24 protein-coding genes and 1 tRNA gene are annotated in these 22,707 nt (G+C 63.1%); 15 read left to right on the top strand and 10 right to left on the bottom strand.

Annotated elements, in window-relative coordinates:
• Positions 1-134: 134 nt before the first annotated feature.
• Complete coding sequence (locus NKI29_RS19670) at positions 135-953, bottom strand: antibiotic biosynthesis monooxygenase (RefSeq protein WP_352570538.1); 819 nt, start codon at positions 951-953, stop codon at positions 135-137.
• Positions 954-1,104: 151 nt separating this feature from the next.
• On the opposite strand from NKI29_RS19670, the gene NKI29_RS19665 reads away from it, so the two are divergent.
• Positions 1,105-1,536 carry a winged helix-turn-helix transcriptional regulator gene (locus NKI29_RS19665; RefSeq protein WP_352456668.1) on the top strand — a complete coding sequence of 144 codons (432 nt, stop codon included), beginning with the start codon at positions 1,105-1,107 and terminating at the stop codon, positions 1,534-1,536.
• Between the two features lie 376 nt (positions 1,537-1,912).
• On the opposite strand, the gene NKI29_RS19660 is transcribed toward NKI29_RS19665, so the two are convergent.
• The 3 genes from NKI29_RS19660 to NKI29_RS19650 form a co-directional block, all read right to left on the bottom strand.
• A tRNA-Leu gene (locus NKI29_RS19660) sits at positions 1,913-1,997 on the bottom strand.
• Between the two features lie 158 nt (positions 1,998-2,155).
• Positions 2,156-2,842 (bottom strand): CPBP family glutamic-type intramembrane protease, encoded by a 687-nt coding sequence (locus NKI29_RS19655; RefSeq protein WP_352641045.1) that lies wholly within the window; start codon positions 2,840-2,842, stop codon positions 2,156-2,158.
• 213 nt (positions 2,843-3,055) lie between these two features.
• Entirely contained in the window at positions 3,056-4,915 is a 1,860-nt protein-coding gene (locus tag NKI29_RS19650; protein ID WP_352570540.1) for an ABC transporter ATP-binding protein, read from the bottom strand.
• Positions 4,916-5,293: 378 nt separating this feature from the next.
• Between NKI29_RS19650 and NKI29_RS19645 the strand changes: the two genes are divergently transcribed.
• Together NKI29_RS19645 and NKI29_RS19640 are read left to right on the top strand one after the other, a co-directional pair.
• Positions 5,294-5,881: a YqaA family protein gene (locus tag NKI29_RS19645; RefSeq protein ID WP_023677958.1), complete on the top strand. Its 588-nt coding sequence runs from the start codon at positions 5,294-5,296 to the stop codon at positions 5,879-5,881.
• Positions 5,882-5,910: 29 nt separating this feature from the next.
• Positions 5,911-6,429, top strand: a complete 519-nt coding sequence (locus tag NKI29_RS19640) for a disulfide bond formation protein B (RefSeq protein ID WP_352783383.1) — start codon at positions 5,911-5,913, stop codon at positions 6,427-6,429.
• Positions 6,430-6,580: 151 nt separating this feature from the next.
• Here the strand turns inward: NKI29_RS19640 and NKI29_RS19635 are convergent, their stop codons facing one another.
• Both NKI29_RS19635 and NKI29_RS19630 read right to left on the bottom strand, forming a co-directional pair.
• On the bottom strand, positions 6,581-7,138 hold the full coding sequence (locus NKI29_RS19635; RefSeq protein ID WP_023677956.1) for an HNH endonuclease: 558 nt from the start codon (positions 7,136-7,138) through the stop codon (positions 6,581-6,583).
• Between the two features lie 129 nt (positions 7,139-7,267).
• On the bottom strand, positions 7,268-7,909 hold the full coding sequence (locus NKI29_RS19630; protein ID WP_352797029.1) for a DNA-3-methyladenine glycosylase family protein: 642 nt from the start codon (positions 7,907-7,909) through the stop codon (positions 7,268-7,270).
• A gap of 122 nt (positions 7,910-8,031) precedes the next feature.
• Between NKI29_RS19630 and gluQRS the strand changes: the two genes are divergently transcribed.
• The gene (gene gluQRS, locus NKI29_RS19625; protein WP_352797027.1) at positions 8,032-8,907 is read left to right on the top strand and encodes a tRNA glutamyl-Q(34) synthetase GluQRS; all 876 of its coding nucleotides are present in this window, start codon (positions 8,032-8,034) and stop codon (positions 8,905-8,907) included.
• 149 nt (positions 8,908-9,056) lie between these two features.
• A complete protein-coding gene (locus tag NKI29_RS19620; protein WP_023677953.1) occupies positions 9,057-9,947 on the top strand; it encodes a DMT family transporter in 891 nt (296 codons plus the stop codon).
• Here NKI29_RS19620 and NKI29_RS19615 read toward each other — a convergent pair.
• Positions 9,914-10,768, bottom strand: a complete 855-nt coding sequence (locus NKI29_RS19615) for a YihY/virulence factor BrkB family protein (protein ID WP_292656768.1) — start codon at positions 10,766-10,768, stop codon at positions 9,914-9,916. The two genes, NKI29_RS19620 and NKI29_RS19615, sit on opposite strands and share 34 nt — an antisense overlap.
• A gap of 57 nt (positions 10,769-10,825) precedes the next feature.
• On the opposite strand from NKI29_RS19615, the gene NKI29_RS19610 reads away from it, so the two are divergent.
• The 7 genes from NKI29_RS19610 (at position 10,826) to NKI29_RS19580 (ending at position 16,384) form a co-directional block, all read left to right on the top strand.
• Positions 10,826-11,692 carry an SDR family oxidoreductase gene (locus tag NKI29_RS19610; RefSeq protein ID WP_352797025.1) on the top strand — a complete coding sequence of 289 codons (867 nt, stop codon included), beginning with the start codon at positions 10,826-10,828 and terminating at the stop codon, positions 11,690-11,692.
• A gap of 24 nt (positions 11,693-11,716) precedes the next feature.
• Positions 11,717-11,908, top strand: a complete 192-nt coding sequence (locus tag NKI29_RS19605; protein ID WP_023677950.1) for a twin transmembrane helix small protein — start codon at positions 11,717-11,719, stop codon at positions 11,906-11,908.
• Between the two features lie 29 nt (positions 11,909-11,937).
• The gene (locus NKI29_RS19600; protein ID WP_023677949.1) at positions 11,938-12,519 is read left to right on the top strand and encodes a cob(I)yrinic acid a,c-diamide adenosyltransferase; all 582 of its coding nucleotides are present in this window, start codon (positions 11,938-11,940) and stop codon (positions 12,517-12,519) included.
• Between the two features lie 25 nt (positions 12,520-12,544).
• A complete protein-coding gene (locus NKI29_RS19595) occupies positions 12,545-13,348 on the top strand; it encodes a rhomboid family intramembrane serine protease (RefSeq protein WP_352570548.1) in 804 nt (267 codons plus the stop codon).
• A 208-nt stretch (positions 13,349-13,556) separates the two neighbouring features.
• Entirely contained in the window at positions 13,557-14,306 is a 750-nt protein-coding gene (locus NKI29_RS19590) for an electron transfer flavoprotein subunit beta/FixA family protein (RefSeq protein WP_023677947.1), read from the top strand.
• 155 nt (positions 14,307-14,461) lie between these two features.
• Positions 14,462-15,391, top strand: coding sequence for an electron transfer flavoprotein subunit alpha/FixB family protein (locus tag NKI29_RS19585; protein WP_023677946.1), 930 nt, complete (start codon positions 14,462-14,464; stop codon positions 15,389-15,391).
• Positions 15,392-15,505: 114 nt separating this feature from the next.
• Positions 15,506-16,384 (top strand): 3-hydroxybutyryl-CoA dehydrogenase, encoded by an 879-nt coding sequence (locus NKI29_RS19580; protein WP_352570549.1) that lies wholly within the window; start codon positions 15,506-15,508, stop codon positions 16,382-16,384.
• Positions 16,385-16,392: 8 nt separating this feature from the next.
• On the opposite strand, the gene NKI29_RS19575 is transcribed toward NKI29_RS19580, so the two are convergent.
• Positions 16,393-17,031, bottom strand: coding sequence for an NrsF family protein (locus NKI29_RS19575; protein ID WP_352570550.1), 639 nt, complete (start codon positions 17,029-17,031; stop codon positions 16,393-16,395).
• Position 17,032: 1 nt separating this feature from the next.
• Complete coding sequence (locus NKI29_RS19570; protein WP_352570551.1) at positions 17,033-17,575, bottom strand: sigma-70 family RNA polymerase sigma factor; 543 nt, start codon at positions 17,573-17,575, stop codon at positions 17,033-17,035.
• 202 nt (positions 17,576-17,777) lie between these two features.
• Here NKI29_RS19570 and NKI29_RS19565 point away from each other — a divergent pair, with 202 nt between their 5' ends.
• From NKI29_RS19565 to NKI29_RS19555, 3 genes are all read left to right on the top strand, one after another.
• On the top strand, positions 17,778-18,785 hold the full coding sequence (locus NKI29_RS19565) for an iron ABC transporter substrate-binding protein (RefSeq protein WP_352577252.1): 1,008 nt from the start codon (positions 17,778-17,780) through the stop codon (positions 18,783-18,785).
• 169 nt (positions 18,786-18,954) lie between these two features.
• Complete coding sequence (locus NKI29_RS19560; protein ID WP_352570552.1) at positions 18,955-20,538, top strand: ABC transporter permease; 1,584 nt, start codon at positions 18,955-18,957, stop codon at positions 20,536-20,538.
• On the top strand, positions 20,535-21,617 hold the full coding sequence (locus tag NKI29_RS19555) for an ABC transporter ATP-binding protein (protein ID WP_352570553.1): 1,083 nt from the start codon (positions 20,535-20,537) through the stop codon (positions 21,615-21,617). Before NKI29_RS19560 ends, NKI29_RS19555 begins: the two co-directional genes overlap by 4 nt.
• 22 nt (positions 21,618-21,639) lie before the next feature.
• On the opposite strand, the gene ugpC is transcribed toward NKI29_RS19555, so the two are convergent.
• Positions 21,640-22,707, bottom strand: a complete 1,068-nt coding sequence (ugpC, locus tag NKI29_RS19550) for a sn-glycerol-3-phosphate ABC transporter ATP-binding protein UgpC (RefSeq protein ID WP_352452447.1) — start codon at positions 22,705-22,707, stop codon at positions 21,640-21,642.

The raw sequence follows: 22,707 nt of genomic DNA, 5'->3' as shown, positions 1-22,707 counted from the left end.
TCTTGCATGAATGCAAGCCATTCGTTCTTGCATCATGCAAGTAGGCTATGGTTTTCTGTTCCCACGCTTGGACGCCGTCTGCCCCGTTGCATTGCTCCAGGGCAGCCGGCGCCGTGACCGGGCGAACCTTGCAACTAGGACCCGACTTCCAACGTCGTGTAGGAGATCGGCGAAGGCCGCTCCAGGAAGGCGCCGGTTATGGCCGAAACGAAATTCTTCGCGTCCGCCGAGCGTAGAAAAGCGTCGCGCTCCTGCTTCGATGCCCAGCGCTCGACGCAGATGGTAACGTTGGGCTCTGCCTCCGAGCGAAAGACGCTATAGTCGATGCACCCGCTTTGCTTGCGGGCCGCCCCCGCCACGTCCCGCAGGGCATTCCGCACCTTGCTTTCGATGCCGGGCTTCGCCGCTGCCGTCGTCATGACGATCATCTCGGCGCCATCGCCTGCCGCCTTGCGCTCGACGGCGCCGAGGTCCTCGTTTTGCGGCACAACCGTTGGGTTGGCGTTCTCTTCGCCCTTGTTGGGTTGCCCCTTGCCCGTCGAAATCAGGTCGCGGAGACTCGCGACATAGAAGCGCCACGAGTCATGGCAGACATCGTAGCATTCTTCACTCGGCGTCAGCCCGACATGGGTGAAACGCAGCTCGGTCCCCTTTTCGGTCGGCGCGATCTCGAAGACCACGTCCGTGCCGGTCCACTCGGTCGCATCCTTGACGAAGTTGAAGTAGTTCTGGACGACGTGCCAGACGACCTTCTTGCCAGGCACAAGCTCCGTGACCTTGAATGTGCCGCGGTGGATATCCTTGAAATGATAGTAGAATATCGCACCGAGCTTGTTGGTATCGCCATCTATATCTTCCGACCACCAGGCTCGCGGATTGACAACCGCGGCAAAAACCTCTTCGGGGCTTTGCTTAACGACGAATGACGTCGTGTAATCTTCTTCCTTTTTCATAACATATCTCCTGTCTGGATCTGATTGGTTGATGGACACACGAAATCTCGGGCGATGAAGTGGAGCGACACTCTCTCGACCTCTGTCGCTTGCATCATGCAAGCACAATTGCGTACTTGCATGATGCAAGTCAATAGGGTATGTTCACACCATGCTTGGTCGTCTCTATGAAAAACAAAACTGCTCGGCCTCACGCGCCCTGGAACTGGTCGGCGAGCGCTGGAGCCTGTTGATCCTGCGCGACGCGATATTCGGCGGCTGCACGCGCTTTTCGCAATTCCAGAAGAGCCTGGGGATCGCCACCAACATCCTGGCCAAGCGCCTCGAGGATTTCGTCGAGGCCGGCCTGATGGACCGTCGCCCGGGTGCCGCCGGCGAGCAGGCCGACTACGTCCTGACCCGGAAGGGGCTGGAATTCAAAACGGTCATTATCGCGCTGACCGAGTGGGGCGACAAATGGGTGCGGCCCGGACCCATCGTCTACTGCGACCAATCCGACGGCAAGCCGGTCGAGGTGCAATTGCGTCGCGCCGGCAATGGCAAGCGGGCCGACTTCGCCGACGTCGTGGCGGCCCTGCGCTAGGCACGGCGGCGGCTCCGGCCCGCAGCACGATCCAAGACGAAGCTGTTTCGCATCGTGCCATAATGCCCGCATATCTCACCTCCCGAGGTTGCATCCGTGGGCCGGGTCTGGTGGGTAGTTCGCGGGAGGAAACATGTCCGTCGGGCAGCGATCGACTTTGCGGCAACGTCTTCTTGCGGGACCGCGGCACGCCTGATCGCGTGCGGTGAGGAACGCCAGATTGCGCTTGGGGCTGGTCCGCGCACCGTTCAGCGGAAGCTTGGGCAGCTTGCGGCAACAGGCAAGACGCAACCATTCGGTGGCCGTCGAGGGCGTCGTGGACGATCCCACCCACGCCATTGGATTTAACAGGAAGTGGCGTGGGAATTTTAGGAAATGGTGCCCCTAGCCGGGATCGAACCAGCACTCCTTGCGGAACTCGATTTTGAGTCGAGCGCGTCTACCAATTCCGCCATAGGGGCTCAGGCCGGGCGGCCTGGATGGGCGCGGACTATACGGTTGGAGGCCTGTTCGTCAACTGGCCAATTCCCGAGACCCCATGTAGCTCAAACCCAGGCTTTCGATTTCGTCGATCGGAGGCTTCGGTCTAAAGTGGGCATCTCAGCCCGTTTGAACCCTTCTACCGCAACAGCGGAATGCCGATGAATACCGACGCCCCATCCATGAGCCAATGCGCCGTCGCCAGCGGCAGGATGCGGCGCACGCGCAGGTACACGAGGGTGATGAATGTCGAATGCGCGATGGGTGCCAAGAGCCGGTAGAGCATGAAGTGTGGGTCGAACGTCAGCGGCATCACCGCATGCTGAAACGACCAGGAAAACGCTACGACGGCAACGGCAAATCCCGTGCTTCCCGACAAGACTTGGAAACGCGGCAGAAGATAGCCGTTATAGGTGGTCTGCTCCGTAATGCCCCAGACCAACGGAAAGATCAGCACCCCGTAGAGCGCAGGCAAGAGCGGCAAAGGTCCGTATATTTGCGGTGCGTCAGGGTTGCCATAGACCAACAGGCTGCTGGCGGTGATCCCAGCGTAGATGAAAACGAGGCTCGGGAGGATGAGCGCAACGCCCAACAACAGATCGCGCCCCAAGCGTTTGCGATCGAAACCGACCAAATCGAGCAACGTGATGCCCTCGCGCCGCGCAAGGCACCAAAGGAGTCCAAGGCAGCCCGCGTCGATCAAGCTGCCATATACCGGCAGCCAAGCCCGTGCGTCGCGCCAGGGCGTCGCCGAACCGTGCGCAGCGTACACGGCCGCAACCAGGCCCTGCGCGGCAACAGCGAAAGCCGACCGCGCGAACAACATCAGGGCGGGGCCGGACCATGTCAGCGCGCCGGCAGATCGCCGCTCGAGAATGGCGGCACGGGAGTTCGGGATTATGGCTTCGCTCATGATCGATGAAGTTGGGATCGGCTTCCGAACGTTATGGTGGAAACGAGTTCAGCCAAGTCCGGTTTCCGGAGTGAAAGCAGAATGTATCGAGCCGGCCATGAGCAAAACATCATCACCGAGGGCGGCTCACATCTCCTCGAGGGCGTCGGCAATATAGCCGCCGGTCTGAAGCTTCCACAGTCGGGCATAGAGCCCGTCGCGCTCCAGCAGCGCCGATGGTTTTCCCTCCTCGACGATGCGGCCTTTGTCGAGGACGACGATCCGGTCCATCCTGGCAATCGTCGACAGGCGATGGGCGATGGCGATCACAGTTTTGCCTTCCATCAGAAGAGCGAGCTTGTCCTGGACCGCCGCCTCGGCCTCGCTGTCCAATGCGGACGTCGCCTCATCGAGAACCAGGATTGGCGCGTCCTTGAGCAACACCCGGGCGATCGCGACGCGCTGACGCTGGCCGCCGGAAAGTTTTACCCCGCGGTCGCCGACGAAAGCGTCGTAGCCGGTGCGGCCTTCGCCATCTCTGAGATCGGCGATGAAGCCGTCGGCCTCGGCCAGCATCGCGGCGCGCTCCAACGCCTCCGGCGGGGCATCGGGCCGGCCATAACGGATGTTGTCGCCGACGGAGCGATTCAGCAGTGAGACGTCCTGGGTGACGACGCCGATGCTCTCCCGAAGGCTGGCCTGGGTCACGCTGCGGAGATCCTGCCCATCGATCAGGATCGCGCCGCCCTTCAGCTCGAAGAACCTCAGGAGCAGGCTGACAAGGGTCGACTTGCCGGCCCCGGAGAGGCCGACGAGCCCGACCTTCTCGCCGGCGCGCACGGTGAGCGACAGGTCTTCGATCACCCGTTGACCCTCGCGGTATTCGAACTGGATGTTCTTGAACTCGACTTCGCCGGCCGTGACGTCGAGCGGCTTGGCGTTCGGCGCGTCTTTTATGGTCGGCGGCGTCGTCACGACCAGCATTGCGTCGCGGATCGTGCCCACCGCCTGGAAAATCTGCTGGCCCATCTGCAGGAAGGCACGGGAGTTGGCATTGAGCCGCTGCACGATGGCGATCGAAGCGGCGAACTGACCAACCGTGACGAAGCCGGCGACAAATCCCCAGAGCCCTATGGCAACGTTGGTGAGAAAGAGGGCAACGTTGAGCAGGACGACGCCCATATCGGTCGTCAGATAGATGCGCCTTTCGCGCTGCTGGGTCTCGATGGCGTTTTCCATCACGGTCCGCATCGCGCCCGCCTCGCTGTCTTCCGCCGCAAACAGCTTGACCATCTGAATGTTGCTGTAGAGGTCGGTCATGGCGCCGACCACGAGGCTTCGCCCCCGCGCCGAGCGGCGCGACCGCTTAGAATATTGGGGTACCGCCACCACCGCAATGGCGATGTTGGCGGAGATCCAGAGGAAAACCGGAAGCGCCAGCGGCCAGGACAACGCGCCAAGCAGAACGAGCGAACCGACGAGTTGCACCAGAAACAGCGGTATTCTGTAGAAGGCCACGACGATCTGCTGCTGCACGGCGGATGCGACTTGCGAAATGCGCGACGCCACCTGACCTGCGAAGAGGTCGTGGAAGAAGGCAAGATCCTGACGTTCCACCGCCTTGTGGCCCTGCCACTGCATCGCCGCCGGCATGCATACGGCCACCGTCTGCGAGTTCAGCGCATTGCCCACGAAGATGAGCAACGGCAGCACGGGGAAAACCAGCACGCCGAGCACGACCAGCGTCGGCCAGTCCTCCTGCAGGAAAACCGCCGCGCCCTTCGCGCTCACCCCATCGACGACGAACGAGGCCCCCCAAATCGTCGCAAGGTTGATCCCCTCGACCGCCATCATCAGGACGGTAATGGCCGCAAGGGTGCCGCGGAACATCCGCGCAAAATGCAGGAGCAGCGCAAACGGCCCGCTCGCAGGCAGCGGCGCGGGTGGAATATCCAGCGGACGGATGAGCTTCTCAAAGGCGCGATAAATGAAATCAGACAACGACATGGCGGCGCAAAGGGCGAAGCAGGGAGAGAGGATGCGACAGGAATCGCCGGTATTTAAACACGGATCGTGTTCGGCCGGAAAACCCACGATGTAATTGGAAACTGCCTTGACGCACTTCAGGCAGGCAAGTGTTCGACGCCATGGCTTGCTCGTCAATCAACTGGCCAAATCCCGACATCTGGGCTCGCTCAAGCCTCAGCCTTTCGATTTCGTGAAGCAGCTGCCATTGTGCAGCGCGGAAAATCTTTCTAGACAGGCGGCGCATGTCATTGAAGCGCACCTTGTCCGACGAGGTTGATGCGGGGCGCTTCCAAGTCTTGTTTGTACATGTCGTGATCCCAAGACCGCTTCTGGTTTGGGCGTGCATTAGGAGTGCCGATGCTTCGCGGACTTTACGACTGGACCTTGTCGCTGGCGGCGAGCAAATCGGCCGAATGGTGGCTGGCCTTCATCGCCTTCGTCGAGAGCTCGGTGTTCCTGGTGCCGGCCGACGTCCTCTATCTGCCGATGGCGCTGTCGCGGCCGGATCGCGCCTATCGTTACGCGCTGGTCGCCACCGTCGCCTCTGTGCTGGGCGGCATCGCGGGCTGGTTCATCGGCCATTATGCCTATGATGCGGTCGCGCGGCCGATCCTCGAATTTTACGGCAAATATGACGAGTTCGAAGCGATGCGCGTCTCATCGGGTGTCGGCTTCATCATCCTGATGCTGGTCACCTCCGGCCTCGCCCATCTGCCGCCGATCAAGGTTGTGACGATCCTGTCGGGCGTCATCGGTGTTCCTTTGCTGCTGTTCATCGTGCTGGCAATCGTGGCGCGCGGTGCTCGCTTCCTGTTTCTCGCGTGGCTCTTGCGCCGCTATGGCGAGCCGATCCGCCACTTCATCGAAAAGCGCCTTGGCCAGATTGCAGGCGCCGCCGCCGCTGCCCTGATTTTGCTCTATATCGTCGTCAAATACGCCGTCTGAACGACATCGAACCGAATGGACTGAGTCCGATGACAGCGACCGTGAATGCCGATACCGGACGCCAGCGGCTGCGCACCGCCCTGTTTCTCGCTGTCGCCATGGCCGCCACGGTCGGCTCGGCGCTGGCCTTCCAGTATCTCGGCGGCTATATCCCCTGCAAGCTCTGCCTCGAGCAGCGCACGCCTTACTACGTCGGCGTGCCCTTGATGCTGCTGGCGGTGCTTGCGTCGGCTCTTCACGCGCCAGCCTGGGTAAGCCGTGGCCTGCTGGCTATTGGCGGCCTGCTGATGCTCTACGGCGTCTATCTCGGCGTTTATCACTCCGGCGTCGAATGGGCGTGGTGGCCAGGCCCGACCGATTGCACCGCAGCCGCCGGGCCGGTGGACACCGGCGGCAAGGGCGTGCTCGATGCGCTCGACAAATTCGTCCCGCCCTCCTGCGACAAGGCGGCGCTCCGCATCCTCGGCCTGTCGCTGGCCGGCTGGAACGTCATCGCCAGCTTTGTCCTGGCAGTCGTAGCCTTCCGCAGCGCCTTCGCCCGCGACTGATCGGCACAACGCAGAGTTCGTCCAGAAATTCGTCAGGCCGGAGTGCATGACGTGGCTTTCGAGAACCGGAGCGGAGCGTACTAAAGTACGTGAGCACCGGAAGCGCAGAAAGCTGCGTCAGGCGACCGGCATGGCGGATTTCTGCCGAACTCTATGGTTCGAGTTCGACATCCCAGTACAGATAATCCATCCAGCTTTCGTGTAGATGGTTGGGCGGGAACAGCCGGCCGTTATTATGCAAATCATGCACCGTCGGCTGGTAGGGCTTCTGCAGCGGCCACATCTTGGCGTGGGCCGGCATCATGCCGCCCTTCCTCAGATTGCAGGGCGAGCAGGCAGCGACGACATTCTCCCAGGTCGTGGCGCCGCCGCGATGGCGAGGAATGACATGGTCGAACGTCAGATCGTCCGGCGTGCCGCAATATTGGCATTGGAAACGGTCACGCAGGAAGACGTTGAAACGGGTAAACGCCGGATGCCTCGACGGCTTCACGTAAGCCTTCAGGCTGACGACGCTCGGCAGCTTCATCGAAAAGGTCGGTGAAGAGACGGCGTGTTCGTATTCGGCGACGATGTTCACCCTCTCGAGGAACACCGCCTTGATGGCATCCTGCCAGGACCAGAGCGACAGGGGGTAATAGCTGAGCGGACGGTAATCCGCATTCAGCACCAGCGCTGGAAGCCCATCCGGAGATACGGCAACCGTCACGTCGTTGACCTCCTTCACCCTAGAACCGGTCGACGCGGATACTGTAAGCCCGACATGACAGGGATGTGAAGCGGATTGTCGATCATGCCGGGTCTCAAAAACGCATGATTTCAATGCTTTTTTGCGGATTCAGGCCGGAGGCGCGGCATCCCTGCCCTTCAATTCGCGATAATAAGCCCAGAAAAGCCGCGATGCGACACCGCGCCACGGGCTCCATGATTCGGCAAGCCGGATCAGCATTTTCTCCGGCGGACGCGGGTCGATGCCGAGTGCATGGCCGACCGCGCTCTGCAATGCAACGTCGCGCGCCGGAAAGATATCTGGGTGTCCGGCGGCAAACAAAAGGTAGACTTCAGCCGTCCACGGGCCGATCCCCGGCACCCTGGTCATGGCCGCGATCGCCTCGCTTGCATCGAGCCGGCCGAGGTGATCGAGGTCGAGCCCGTCGGCCACCGCCCGGGCGACGGCAACCAGGCCGCCCTGCTTGGGCCGCGACAGCCCGGCCTCGCGAAAGATCGCCTCGTCGGCGGCAAGTATCGCCTGCGGCGTCAGCGGATCGAGCAGTCTCGTCAGCCGGCCGAAGATGGCGTCGGCGCTCGCGCGGGACACTTGTTGCGAAACGACGATGGAAGCAAGGCTCCTGAACCCCGGCTCCGACAGCCTGAGCGGCACCTCGCCGGCCATGCCGCGCACTTTTTCCAGGCGTGGGTCGAGTAAGCATAGCCTATCCAGCCCTTGCGCAATGTCGTCGAGACTGGCGATGCGTTGCATATCTGCTTGTTCCAAAATCAAAAGTGCCGCACGCTTCGTCACGTGTCCCTCTGGACGCACGACGCCACCGGCGCAAAGTAGCAATTGGCGAAAGCGCCACACAACCCGATTGCCGCCGGACAATGACACTGCTGACATTCCGCTTCGCGCCGAGCCCGAACGGCGAACTGCATCTCGGCCATGCCTGTTCGGCGCTGCTCAATCAGAAATTGGCAAAGGCGGCGGGCGGACGCCTGCTGCTGCGCATCGAGGATATCGACACGACGCGCTGCACGCCGGAATTCGAGGCAGGCATTTTTCGCGACCTGAAATGGCTGGGGCTTGGCTGGGAGGAACCGGTGCGCCGCCAGTCCGAGCATTTTGCCGAATATCGGGCGATGCTCGAGCGGCTGATCAAGGAAGAACTTGTCTACCCGGCCTTCATGAGCAGAAGTGAGATCCGCGCCTTTATCGCCGACAGCGAGAAGCATGGCCGCGACTGGCCGCGCGACCCGGACGGCGTGCCGCTCTATCCCGCCGCCGACAAGGCGTTGACGGCGAGCGAACGCAAGCGGCGCGCCGCCGAAAATGTGCCATTTGCCTGGCGGCTGGACGTCGATGCGGCAATAGCGCGCGCCGGCAAGGACCTGTCATGGGCCGAATACACGGACGAGACGCTCTCCGCGACGCGTCGTGTCGAAGCCCATCCGCAGGATTGGGGCGACGTGGTCGTGGCGCGCCGCGAAATCCCGACCAGCTATCACCTCGCCGTCACCATGGACGACGCGCTGCAGGGCGTCAGCCATGTCGTGCGCGGCCAGGATCTCTATTCCGCGACCAGCGTGCAGCGGCTGCTTCAGCAACTGCTTGGCCTGCCGCAGCCGGCCTATTTTCACCATCGCCTGATCCTCGGCCCGGACGGACGAAAACTGTCGAAGAGTCTTGGCGATACCGGCCTTGCCGCCCAGCGTAAGACGGGCGCATCGCCGGGCGAGGTGAGGCGGCTGGTCGGTCTCTAGACTAGACCGGTGAGCTCGGGGCCATCAACGGCGCTCCTTCAATTCAAATGACTCTATGGATCAACCGTTTGGTTTTGCTTGCCGGCCCGAACGGCATTAAGCAGTCGCCGCAGTCGATCCCTCACCCGAATTCATCGCGGCCTCCGGAAATGCACAGCCTCAAGCGGTTCATCCCCGCCTCTTTCGTCGTCCTGTGGGCGACCGGCTTCATCGGCGCGCGCTATGCCATGCCGTGGGCGGAGCCCTTTACGTTCCTGGCCGCGCGCTTTGTCCTGGCCGCAATCCTGCTTGTCGCTTTGATGGCCGCACTTGGTTCGAGCCGCGCCACCCGCGATGAGGCGCTGCACGCGACCGGTGCCGGCATCCTGATGCATGGCATCTATCTCGGCGGCGTGTTCTGGGCAATCCACCGGGGCATGCCCGCCGGACTTTCAGCCCTGATCGTCGGCCTGCAGCCGCTGATCACGGCAGTGCTCGCCGGCCGGCTTCTCGGCGAGGCCATCCTGCCGCGCCACTGGGCCGGTCTCGGCCTCGGGTTGATCGGCGTGGTGATCGTGCTTTGGCCGAAGCTCGGTGCGCTCGGCGGCGGCGTGACGGCCGAGACACTGGGCGCCTCGCTGGTCTCGGTACTCGGCATGAGCGCCGGCACCATCTGGCAGAAGCGCTTTGCTTCCGGCGGCGATCTGGTGGCTGCCACGTTCTGGCAATATGTCGGCGGCGCATCGGTGATGGCTCTGGCCTCGCTCGCCTTCGAGACCCGAACGGTCATCGTCAACGGCGAACTGATCTTCGCCATGGCCTGGCTCGTGCTGGTGCTATCGATCGGCGCCATCTTCCTGTTGATGGTGATGATCCGCGACGGCGAGATGTCGAAGGTCGCCTCGCTGTTTTACCTCGTGCCGGCTGTCACCGCGGTCATCGCCTGGGCATTGTTCGGTGAGCACTTGAGCCCGCTCCAGATCGCCGGCATGGCGATCGCGACGCTCGGCGTCGGGCTGGCGACGGCTCAGCCGCCGACGCGGGCACGCGCCTCTAAATAGCGGCTGATCGCGGCGTTGAGCTCGCCACCGAGGATGAAGATCGCTGAGACGATATAGAGGAACACGACGGCGATCATGATCGAGGCGAGGCCGGCATAGGTCGTCACATAGGACGAGAAATGATCGAGATAGGCGGCGAAGATGGTCGACCCGATGAGCCAGCCGACCAGCGTGAAGATGATGCCAGGCACGATCGAAACGAAGCGGCGCTTGCCGGCCGGCAACCAGAAATGCACGGCGAACAGGCCGCCGATGATGACTACCGAGGCGATGACGTAACGCCACAGCGTGATCGTGCCCATATAGGGTTTTATCCATTCGAAATGCGACTCGGCCAGCCGTGCCAGCAATGGCGCGAAGACCAGCAGCACGCTGATGGCCAAAAACCCGGCCGTCGCGATCAGCACGAAGATGATGCTCTGCACCCGCCGGTAGATGATGCCGCGCGTTTCCGAGACGCGATAGGCCCGGTTGAGCGAGGTGCGCAGCGCCTCGATGCCGTTCGAGGCGAAATATCCGGCAAGCACGATACCGTAGGTCAACAGGTCGCTGCGCCGGACGGTAAGCACGTTGAGCACCTCGCGCGCGATCGGTTTGGCGATCTGCTCGGGCCATGTGTCGAACACAAGGTGCACGGCGGTGTCGGCGAAAGCCTGCGCGCCGAAAAAACTCGCCAGCGTCGTGGCGAAGATCAGGAAAGGAAAAAGCGCCATCAGCGCGGTGATCGCCAGATGGCTGGCCATTGCCCAGCCGTCGTCGGTGTTGAAATGGCCGAGCGCGTCGTAGAGGACGCGTTTGAGGGCTACGATCTTCCGCAACAAGAACCGCGTTCCCTTCGATTGTCCCGACGCCGCGAATATGGGAAGGGTTTGCGGTAAATGACAACCCTAGGTCAAACCATCAGTCCTCCCGGAGAAGAGTTGCGCTCCATCATTGTCACAGGTGCCTCTTCCGGTATAGGCGCCTATTGCGCCCGAGCGCTGAAGGCGGAAGGCTGGCGGGTGTTCGCAACGGCCCGAAAGCCCGAAGATATCGCCGCGCTCGAGGCCGATGGCATCGAGGCCTTTTATCTGGACTACACCGAGCCCGGATCGATCGAGGCGCTGGTAGTGTCGGTGCTGGAACGGACCAGCGGCCGGCTCGATGCGCTCTTCAACAACGGCGCCTACGGGCAGCCCGGCGCCGTCGAGGACCTGCCGGTCGAGGCTTTACGGCAGCAGTTCGAAGCCAATGTCTTTGGCTGGCATGATCTCACTCGCCGCGTCGTACCGGTGATGCGCCGCCAGGGTCATGGCCGTCTCGTTCATTGCTCGTCGATCCTCGGCCTCGCGCCGGTGCCTTTCCGCGGCGCCTACTCGGCATCGAAGCACGCTATCGAAGGGCTGATGCTGTCCCTCTATCAAGAACTCCTGGGCAGCGGCATCAATGTTTCGCTGATCGAGCCCGGGCCGGTGAAATCGAAGATCGCCAGCAACAGCCTTGCGTGGTTCCTGGCGAATATCGATCACGAGAAGTCCGTTCATCGCCTCGCCTATGCGGCGCAACTCAAACGGCTGCGGGCCGGCGGCAGCACATCGCGGCTGAAGCCCGGGCCGGAGGTGGTTTATGCCGCCTTGCACCATGCGCTTCTGTCGCGGCGCCCACGCCCGCATTATGTGGTAACAGTGCCGGCCAGGATCGGCGCGATCCTTAAACGCATCCTGCCGTCATCGGTACTCTACCGTCTGCTCGCCAAACGCGCCTGAACGCAATCCAACCTGGAACACACCATGGCAACCGTCTTCAACATCCTCGCCGTTCTCGTCATGGTCGCCGTGGTGATCGTGCTGATCCGCGGCCTCATCAACATGATGCGCGGCGGCTCCAGCATGACCTCCAACAAGCTGATGCAGACGCGCGTGCTGTTGCAGTTCGTGGCCTTGGTGCTGATCATGCTGGCGGTGTATTTCACTCGTAAGTGACGCAGCAGCCACCAGCCGGGAGGTAACCCGTGGTCAAGCTCAACAAGATCTACACCCGCACTGGCGACGATGGCACCACAGGCCTCGGCTCTGGCGAGCGGCGGCTGAAATCCGACCTTCGCATCGACGCCTACGGCACGGTCGACGAGGCCAATGCCTGCATCGGCATGGCCCGCATTCATACCGCGGCAGTAAATCCGGCGATCGATGCGATGCTCGGCCGCATCCAGAACGACCTTTTCGACCTCGGCGCCGATCTGGCAGTTCCCGATAATGGCAAGCCGCTCGACTACGAGCCGTTGCGCATCATCGCCTCGCAGACCGACCGCATCGAACAGGATATCGATCTCCTCAACAAGGACCTTGAGCCGCTCAAATCCTTCGTGCTCAACGGCGGTACGCCGGCAGCGGCTGCCCTTCACCTCGCCCGCACGGTGGCCCGCCGCGCCGAGCGCATCATGGTGGCGCTGTCGCAAGACCCGGACGAGCACGTCAACCGCGAGGCGATAAGATACATCAACCGTGTCTCGGACTTTCTGTTCGTCGCCGCACGCGCGGTCAATGACAACGGAAATGCCGACGTGCTATGGGTTCCCGGCAAGAACCGCTGAATCCGCCGGAAGCGGGAGAGGCCCGATGTTCATCCCGCTTTACGACACCAACCGGCTGCGGCACATCAAGCTGCAATATGTGACGATCAGCCTGATCGCGCTCAACGTGCTGATCTACTTTGTCACCACACTGGGCGGCGAGGATTTCGCCAACGCCGCGGTGCTGGGCCTCGGTTTCATCCCGTCGGTTGTGCATGACAGCGTCGAGCTCGCTCCGCAATTTGTCGTCATTCCGGAGAGCCTGAGCTATCTGACCTATTCCTTCCTGCACGCGGATATCTTCCACCTCGGCGGCAACATGCTGTTCCTGTGGGTGTTCGGCGACAATGTCGAGGATGCACTCGGCCATGTCCGCTACCTCGTCTTCTACCTGCTTTGCGCCATCGCCGGCGCTTTCTTCCAGGGTCTGGTTGCCTGGGATTCGCCGGTGCCGCTGATTGGCGCGTCGGGCGCCATCGCCGGTGTGGTCGCCGCCTATCTGATCCTTTATCCGCGGGTGAAGGTATGGGTGCTGGTCTTCGCGCGCATCCCGTTGCGCATCCCGGCCTTCATCCCGCTGATCCTGTGGATCCTGTTCCAGATCTTCATGTTCGCCCAGGGGGGCGAGGATCAGGTTTCCTGGGCCTGCCATATCGGCGGCATCATCGCTGGAGCCGTGCTGGTGCTTGTCTTGCGCAGCCGCGGCGTACCGCTACTCGCCGGCGCAGACGAGGAGCCGGCCGTGGTCGCCGGTCCGGTGCCCGTAGCCGTGGAGCCGGCGCCAAGCGACCCACAACCTGCGCAGCCGGCGCCGCGCTGGGGCCGGGGGACCGTTTCCGGTCCGGACTGAACCGATTTGAGTGCTTCGCCGAGGATCCGAGTGCGCCCCGGATATTGACGCGCGGGGTCGCCGCAACTACGGAAGCGCCACCCTACTGGCGTGGCGAAGACCAGAATTCCGTCCGGAATGTCGGCTTTCGACAACTCTGAAGAGGTGCACGCTGCTATAGCGCGCCCGACGAGCGTGAAGAGACTATCGTGAAAGAGGTGACAGGCAAATGAAGATCCTTGTGCCCGTGAAGCGGGTTGTGGATGCGAACGTCAAGGTCCGGGTTAAGGCGGACGGTTCGGCGGTGGAACTCGCCAACGTCAAGATGGCGATGAACCCGTTCGACGAGATCGCGGTCGAAGAGGCGATCCGGCTGAAGGAAGCTGGCAAGGCCGAAGAGATCATCGTCGTGTCGATCGGGCCGCAGCAGGCACAGGAGACCTTGCGCACGGCGCTCGCCATGGGCGCCGACCGCGCCATCCTGGTCAAGACCGACGAGCAGACTGAGCCGCTGGGCGTCGCCAAGGTGCTGAAGGGCGTCGTCGAGGCAGAACAGCCCGGCCTTGTCATTCTCGGCAAGCAGGCGATCGACGACGATTCCAACCAGACCGGCCAGATGCTGGCCGCACTTCTCGGCTGGGCGCAGGGCACCTTCGCCTCCAAGATCGTGCTCGACGGTGACAAGGCCACGGTGACGCGCGAGGTCGATGGCGGCCTGCAGACGCTGGAACTGAAGATGCCGGCGATCGTCACGGCCGATTTGCGGCTGAACCAGCCACGCTACGCGTCTCTGCCCAACATCATGAAGGCCAAGAAGAAGCCGCTCGACGAGAAGAGCCCTGCCGATTACGGCGCCGACGTCAAGCCGCGGCTTAAAGTGATCAAGACCGAGGAGCCGGGCGGCCGCAAGGCGGGCGTCAAGGTCAAGAGCGTCGCCGAACTGGTAGACAAGCTGAAGAACGAAGCCGGCGTGCTCTAAGGAAATCCGATGAGGCCGGCCTGCAAACGGCCGGTTTCTCCGCTTCCGGTGCTCACGTACTGAAGTACGCTCCGCTCCGGTTCTCGAAACCAACCGTTTTCGACTCGGCCTGACCGGATTTCAGGAGCCTCGAAGACGAAAGTCAGGAAAACATCATGGCTATTCTTCTGATTGCCGAACACGACAACGCTGCGCTTTCCGACCAGACCGCCAAGGCGCTTTCGGCGGCGCTGCAGATCGGTTCGGACGTGCATGTGCTGGTTGCCGGCAAAGGTGCCAAGCCGGCAGCGGATGCCGCCGCCAAGCTCAAGGGCGTCACCAAGGTGCTGCTCGCCGACGCCGACGAACTGACCGAGCGTCTCGCCGAACCGCTGGCGGCACTCGTCGTTTCGCTTGCTGAGCCATACGAGACGATCATCGCGCCGGCGACCTCGTCGGGCAAGAACGTCGCGCCCCGCGTGGCAGCGCTGCTCGATGTCGCCCAGATATCTGAAATCATCGAAGTCGTGTCGCCCGACACCTTCAAGCGGCCGATCTATGCCGGCAACGCCATCCAGACGGTGCAGTCCAGTGACGCCAAGAAGGTCATCACGGTGCGTACCGCTTCCTTCCAGGCAGCACCCGAGGGCGGTTCCGCGCCGGTCGAGACGGTCCAGGCGGCGGCCAATCCCGGCCTGTCGAGCTTTGTCGAGAACAAGCTCTCCGAGACCGACCGTCCGGAGCTGACCTCGGCCAAGATCATCATCTCGGGCGGCCGTGCGCTGGGCTCCTCCGAGAAGTTCCAGGAGGTCATCCTGCCGGTCGCCGACAAGCTCGGTGCGGCGGTTGGCGCATCTCGCGCCGCCGTCGATGCCGGCTATGCGCCGAACGACTGGCAGGTCGGCCAGACCGGCAAGGTGGTAGCGCCCGACCTTTATATTGCCGTCGGCATCTCCGGTGCCATCCAGCACCTTGCCGGCATGAAGGATTCGAAGGTGATCGTTGCCATCAACAAGGACGAGGAAGCGCCGATCTTCCAGGTCGCCGACTACGGTCTCGTCGGCGATCTCTTCGTCATTCTGCCGGAACTGCAAAAGGCGCTTTGACGCCTTCTGCCAAAGCGTATTAAATTCTGAGGGGTGGGGTAGACGAAGTCGCCCCGCCCTTTTAGTTTGCACTGCACAAAAAACGGGCCGCAAAGGCCTCGACGGGATCGGGTAATGAGCAAGATCGAGACGATCGGCATCATCGGCGCGGGCCAGATGGGTGGCGGCATCGCCCATGTGTCGGCGCTGGCGGGCTATAAGGTGCTGGTTTACGATATTTCGCCCGACCGCATCGAAAAGGGCATCGCTACGATCAGCGGCAACATGGCCCGTCAGGTCGGCTCCGGCAAACTCGAGGAAAAGCTGCGCAATGAGGCGATGGCGCGCATTTCGGCGGCACCGGTCATGGCCGACCTTGCGGGCGCCGATCTGGTGATCGAAGCAGCGACCGAGGACGAGACGGTCAAGCGCAAGATCTATGCCCAGCTCTGCCCGCAGCTCAACCCCGAGGCCATCCTGGCGACGAACACATCATCGATCTCGATCACACGGCTGGCTTCGCAGACCGACCGGCCGGAACGCTTCATCGGCATACATTTCATGAATCCGGTTCCGGTGATGAAACTGGTCGAACTGGTGCGCGGCATCGCCACCGAGGACCAGACCTTCGAGGCGGCAAAAACCTACGTGAAGCAGCTCGACAAGACGATCACCGTCTCGGAGGATTTCCCGGCCTTCATCGTCAACCGCATCCTGCTGCCGATGATCAACGAGGCGATCTACACGCTCTATGAAGGTGTCGGCTCGGTCGACGCCATCGATACCGCCATGAAGCTCGGCGCCAACCATCCGATGGGGCCGCTGCAGCTTGCCGATTTCATCGGGCTCGATACCTGCCTGTCGATCATGCAGGTGCTGCATGACGGGCTGTCGGATTCGAAATACCGCCCCTGCCCGCTGCTGGTCAAATATGTCGAGGCCGGCTGGCTCGGCCGCAAGACCGGGCGCGGCTTCTACGACTATCGCGGCGAGCATCCCGTTCCGACACGCTGATCGCCTCGCTACCAGCGCACATAAAGTCGTCCGCCGAGCGCCCCGAGCACGGCAAGGATGGCGACCGCGATCGTATACCAGGTGCCGACGAAAAGCGGCGAATCGTCGAAGCAATGCGCCGCATAGAAGGTCGCCGCCAGCCCGCCGGCAAGCAGGCCCGCGGCCGCACCGGCAAGCACCGGCCTTGTCGGCGCGCCATGGCGCAGCACCGCGAGAAAGACGGCAAGCGGGCCGATCCCGATCAACGGAATGAAGGTCATGCAGATGACCATGTTCGTGCCGACCAGGCGCGTGCCCCAGTCGGACGCAGGCACGGCGAAGAGTTCGAGAATCACAGCCACAATCACCAGCAGCGGCGCGGCGACCATCCAGCTCACCGCCCGGCCGGTCGATGCACCGGGCGTCGACAGCCCACGCACCAGGACAAAGGCGCTGGCGGCAAGAGCAATCGTGAAGACGAATTTGGACAGGAACCGCATCGTGTGCATGGCGATCGCAATGTCGGGGCGCGGGCCGATCGTCAGCCAGAAAACCGCGGCCGCGATCACGATGGCCGCGCCGGTGGCAAGCCACCAGGTGGTGCCTAGCGGCAGCGCCTTGCTGCGGGCATCGGCGTCGAGCGCCTTGATGAGATCTTCGGTCCTCATGTTATTCCCGCCCCGCCCTGAACCGTTTGGCAATGGCGGCAAGCCCGCGGTGCAGTGACACCCGCACAGCCGTCTCGCTGATGCCGAATTTGGCCGCGGTCTCACCGATTGACCGGCCTTCGACCGATACGGCCGAGACGACGGAACGCTGTGCCGGCGACAGGCTGTCGAGCGCCCGGTTGATGTCGCGCTCGCTCACCGTCTCCGATTCCGGCTCGGCAAAGGTCTCGGCGATTTCGTCGATCTCGATCTCGATCCGCCGACCGCGCCGCCGGAACGCATCGATCAGCTTGAAGCGGGCTATTGCATAGACCCAAGGCAGCACCGGCGCATCATGGCGCCAGGTGTGTCGTTTCACATGAATGGCCAGCAAGGTTTCCTGCACGACATCCTCGGGATCCACCCCGCCCTGCACGATCTTGCGCCGGGCAAAGCCACGAACGAGCGCGGCGATCCGGTGCAGAAAGTCGGCATAGGCCCTTTCGTCTCCGGCGATCGCGGCCCGCAGCAGGCGTGAAAGCTCGGCTTCGTCCTTGCCGCTCACAAGAGTTCACTCCCCGATATTCGCGTCTCGGCGCTGATTTGTTACGGGGCCGGCGAAATAATGTCCAAGGCAAATTAGCTGAGCATCACGAAAGTTTGCTCCTTTTGAGCGATTGAGTGGGCCAGCAATGTTGACTGCACCAGTCAGGTATTGGTAGGTGCAGCGTGCCAAGCCAAAGACCATCGAAATCGAGGACGACGCCATGAAATATGCTCTTTCCGCCCTTGCCGGTGCGACAGCACTTGCAATCAGCCTGATCGCCGGCCCGGCAATAGCAGAGGACGAGGGCATCGTCGTCTACAACGCCCAGCACGAAAACCTGACCAAGGCCTGGGCGGAGGGATTCACCAAGGAAACCGGCATCAAGGTTACCGTCCGCAATGGCGGCGACAGCGATTTCTCCAATCAGATCGTTGCGGAAGGCACCGCTTCGCCCGCCGATGTATTCCTGACGGAGAATTCGCCGGCCATGGCATTAGTCGAGGCGGCCGGCCTGTTCGCACCGGTCGGCACCGAGACGCTGGCCCAGGTTCCGCAGGAGTACCAGCCGGCGAGCGGCAAATGGGTCGGCGTCGCCGCGCGCAGCACCGTCTTTGCCTACAACAAGACCAAGCTGAGCGCCGACCAGCTGCCCAAATCGCTGCTCGATCTCGCCGATCCGAGCTGGAAGGGCCGCTGGGCCGCTTCGCCCTCCGGCGCCGATTTCCAGGCGATCGTCAGCGCGCTTCTGCAGCTCAAGGGTGAGGCGGCGACGGCCGAATGGCTGAAGGCGATGAAGGAGAATTTTACCGCCTATAAGGGCAACAGCACGGTGATGAAGGCGGTCAATGCCGGCGAGGTCGAAGGCGGCGTGATCTATCACTATTACTACTACGGCGATCAGGCCAAGACCGGCGAGAACAGCAAGAACGTCGAGTTGCACTATTTCAAGCATCAGGATCCCGGTGCTTTCGTCTCGATTTCCGGCGGCGGCGTGCTGGCCTCGAGCAAGCACCCGAAGGAAGCGCAGGCTTTCCTGAAATGGGTCACCGGCAATGGCGGCCAGGACGTGCTGAAAACAGGCGATTCGTTCGAATACGCAGTCGGCAAGGGCGCCGAGTCCAATCCGAAGCTGGTGCCGCTGGCCGATCTGCAGGCGCCGAAAGTCGACCCGACGACGCTGAACTCGAAAAAGGTGACCGACCTGATGACGGCGGCCGGCTTGCTTTAGCCGGCGTTCGTCCTAAAAGGGCAACCGACTGCGCTCCTGTGGGAATTCGCTTTCCACAGGAGCGCTCTGTTTTCAAGATGGCATTTGCCTATGACCACAAGCTACCCGCGAGATTATCCGCCGCCGATCGTTTCCGCCTCCGGGCGGAGCTGGCGCAACGTCTGATCTGATGCAATCCGCGATCGATCTCGCACGCCCAGGCTTGCCGGCCGACGCCAAGGCCGTGCGGGCACGTCGTTGGTCGGTCTCATGGATTGCGTTGGCTGCCGTCTTTGTCTCGCTTTTCGCGCTGCTGCCGCTTGCCTTCATCGTCTGGGTGGCGGTGCAGACCGGCTGGGAAACGGTGGCGGCGCTGGTGTTCAGGCCGCGCGTCGGCGAACTTCTGGTCAACACCAGCCTGCTTGTGGTGTTGGCGGTGCCGATCTCGATCGTGCTGTCGGTCATGCTGGCCTGGCTGACCGAGCGCAGCGATCTGCCGGGTGCCCGCCTATGGGCCTGGCTGTCGGTGGCGCCGCTCGCCATTCCGGCCTTCGTCCACAGTTACGCCTGGGTCACCATGGTGCCCAGACTGCACGGGCTGTGGGCCGGCGTGCTTGTGTCGGTCATCGCCTATTTCCCCTTCCTTTATCTGCCGGTGGCGGCGGCATTGCGCCGGCTCGATCCCGCTCTCGAGGATGCAGCGGCAGCCCTTGGTCTCGGCCCGTGGCGTGTGTTCAGGCGTGTCGTGCTGCCGCAGCTCCGGCTCGCCATTTGCGGCGGCTCCCTGCTGGTCGGCCTGCATCTCCTGGCCGAATACGGGCTCTATGTCTTCATCCGCTTCGACACCTTCACCACCGCGATCGTCGACCAGTTTCAGTCGACCTTCAACGGTCCCGCCGCCAACATGCTGGCCGGCGTGCTGGTGACCTGCTGCCTTGTGCTGCTCGGGCTGGAGGTGCTGGTGCGCGGCGAGGAGCGCTATGCCCGCGTCGGTTCGGGTGCTGCGCGCCAGCAGCAGCGCACGGGCCTTGGGCGCGCCACCATTCCTTGCCTGCTGCTGCCTGCCATTACCACGCTGCTGGCGCTCGGCGTGCCGTTCGCCACTATCGGCCGCTGGCTCATGGCCGGCGGCGCCGATGTCTGGCGGCTCGACGAGATCGGCCTGGCGCTTGGCCAAACGCTGTTCCTAGCAATTGCCGGCGCGCTGCTCGCCACCGTCGCGGCAATGCCGATGGCGTGGATTTCGATCCGCGCGCCGGGGCGGCTGCAACGCGTCCTGGAGGGCTGCAACTATATCGTCGGCGCGTTGCCCGGCGTTGTCATCGCCCTGGCGCTGGTCACCATCGCCGTGCGTATCGCCATGCCGCTCTACCAGACCCTGTTCACCATCCTGGTCGCCTATGCGCTGATGTTCCTGCCGCGCGCCCTGATTAGCCTCAGGGCGTCGATCGCACAGGCGCCGGTCGAGCTCGAACGCGCCGCCTCCAGCCTCGGCCGGTCGCCGCTCAAGGCGCTGTGGTCGACGACCATCCGCCTGTCGGCGCCGGGCGCCGCAGCCGGCATGGCGTTGGTCGCGCTGGGTATCATGAACGAATTGACCGCAACCCAGATGCTGGCGCCCAACGGCACCCGCACGCTGGCCATGGCGTTCTGGTCCTATAGCGGCGAGATCGACTATGCGTCGGCGGCGCCTTATGCCCTGATCATGGTGGCGATGTCGCTGCCTTTGACCTGGTTGCTCTACGTCCAGTCGAAGCGGATGGCCGGGCGATGAGCTTTCTCGAGCTGAGCGGCATCCACAAGCACTACGGGCCGGTCGCAGCACTTGCCGGCGTCGACCTCAGCGTGGCCAGCGGCAGCCGTACGGCTGTCGTCGGGCCGTCCGGTTGCGGCAAGACCACCTTGCTGCGGCTGATCGCCGGCTTCGAGGCGCCGGACCAGGGCCGCATCGTGCTTGATGGCGAGGTGCTGGCCGAAGGCGACACGGCCGTGCCGGCGCATCGCCGCGGCATCGGGCTGGTGGCGCAGGACGGCGCTCTATTCCCGCATCTGAGCATCGCCGCCAATATCGGCTTCGGCATGGGGCGTCACGAGGAAAAGCGCAGTGAGCGCATCGCCGAGCTCGCCTATGTCGTCGGGCTGGACAAAGGTATCCTGAAGCGCCGTCCGCACGAACTCTCCGGTGGCCAGCAGCAGCGCGTCGCGCTCGCCCGCGCCATGGCCATGAAGCCGCGGCTGATGCTGCTCGACGAGCCGTTCTCGGCGCTCGACACCGGCCTGCGCGCCTCGATGCGCAAGGCCGTGGCCGAGCTCCTTGAAACCGCCGGCATCACCACCATCCTGGTCACCCACGACCAGGCCGAGGCGCTGTCATTCGCCAGCCAGGTCGCGGTGATGCGCGACGGCAAATTCTCGCAGGTCGGCACGCCGCGCGAGCTCTATTTCAAGCCGAAGGACAGGATGGTCGCCGAGTTCCTTGGCGACGCCATCGTCCTGCCGGCAAGGATCGCCGATGGCTTCGCCATCTCGCCGCTCGGCCGCATCGCTGTCGACAGCTCGGAGCGGCGCGACGTCGCCCGCATCATGCTGCGGCCGGAGCAGGTGTTGCTGAAACGCACATCGCGTGAAGGCATGTCCGGCACGCCGGACATGCTGTTCGGCGAGGTGACGGAATCGGAGTTCGCCGGCTCGATGTGCACCATCGCGGTGCGTCTGTTGAACAGCCCCGATCCGCCCGACGCCGCCGCCATCGGCAATACGCCGTTGATCCTGCGCAAGCCGGGCATGGACGCGCCGGCGATCGGCGAGATCGTCCGGCTGACCGTGTCGGGCAAGGCGCATGTGTTTGCCTGAACGGTTTTGCGCAAGGCCGACTTCAATCGACCCGTTTGCCCGCCTGATCGAACCAATGCAGCTTTTCGGACCTAGCCACGACGCGCAATTGGTCGCCTGGCTTGGCGCTGGCGCGGCCTGAGACGCGCACCACGATGCGGCTGCCGGCTGCCACGCAATGGAGAAAGCTTTCGGCACCGACCGGTTCGACCGCTTCCACTGTTGCCGGCAGCGCGAGCGCGCCGGCCGGCGCCTCTGCCGCGAAGGTGATATCGGCGTCCTCCGGACGAAAGCCTAGTGTCACTGCCTTGCCCTGTCGAGGCGCCAAGCCAATCACAGTACCGTCCGCCAATACCGAGCTTGGGGAGGCCCCTGTGAGCGCCAGCAGATTCATCGGCGGTGCGCCTATGAACGAAGCGACGAAGGTCGAGGCCGGTTTCTCGTACACATCAAGCGGCGCGCCGGTCTGCTCGACCAGGCCGGCGTTCATGACGACGAGGATGTCGGCCAGCGTCATCGCCTCAAGCTGGTCGTGCGTGACATAAACCGAGGTGACGCCAAGCGAGCGCTGCAGATTCTTGATCTCGATGCGCATCTGCCCGCGCAATTTCGCATCGAGGTTGGACAGCGGTTCGTCGAACAGGAAGACCTTCGGGTTGCGCACGATGGCGCGACCCATGGCGACGCGCTGGCGCTGACCGCCGGAAAGCTCGCGCGGGCGCCGGTCGAGCAGCGCCGAAAGCTCCAGCACCTTGGCAGTCGAGCGTACCCTGCTGTCGATCTCGTCATTCGGCGTGCCGCGGTTGCGCAGGCCATAGGCCATGTTGTCATAGACCTTCATATGTGGGTAGAGCGCGTAGTTCTGGAACACCATGGCGATGTCGCGCTCGGTCGGGCCAATGGCGTTGACCACCTTGCCGTCGATGGCGACTGTACCGGCAGAAATCGTCTCCAGCCCGGCGATCATCCTCAGCAGCGTAGACTTGCCGCAGCCGGAGGGGCCGACCAGCACGCAAAGCTCCTTGTCGGGAATGGCGATGGAAACGCCCTTCACGGCCTCGACGCCGCTGGGATAGATTTTCCTGACATCCTTCAGATCCACGGTCGCCAT

The sequence above is a fragment of the Mesorhizobium sp. M0678 genome, from assembly GCF_040320505.1.
GTDB lineage: Bacteria > Pseudomonadota > Alphaproteobacteria > Rhizobiales > Rhizobiaceae > Mesorhizobium.
Note: the sequence above shows the minus strand (reverse complement) of the source record. Positions and strands in the feature narration are given on the sequence as shown.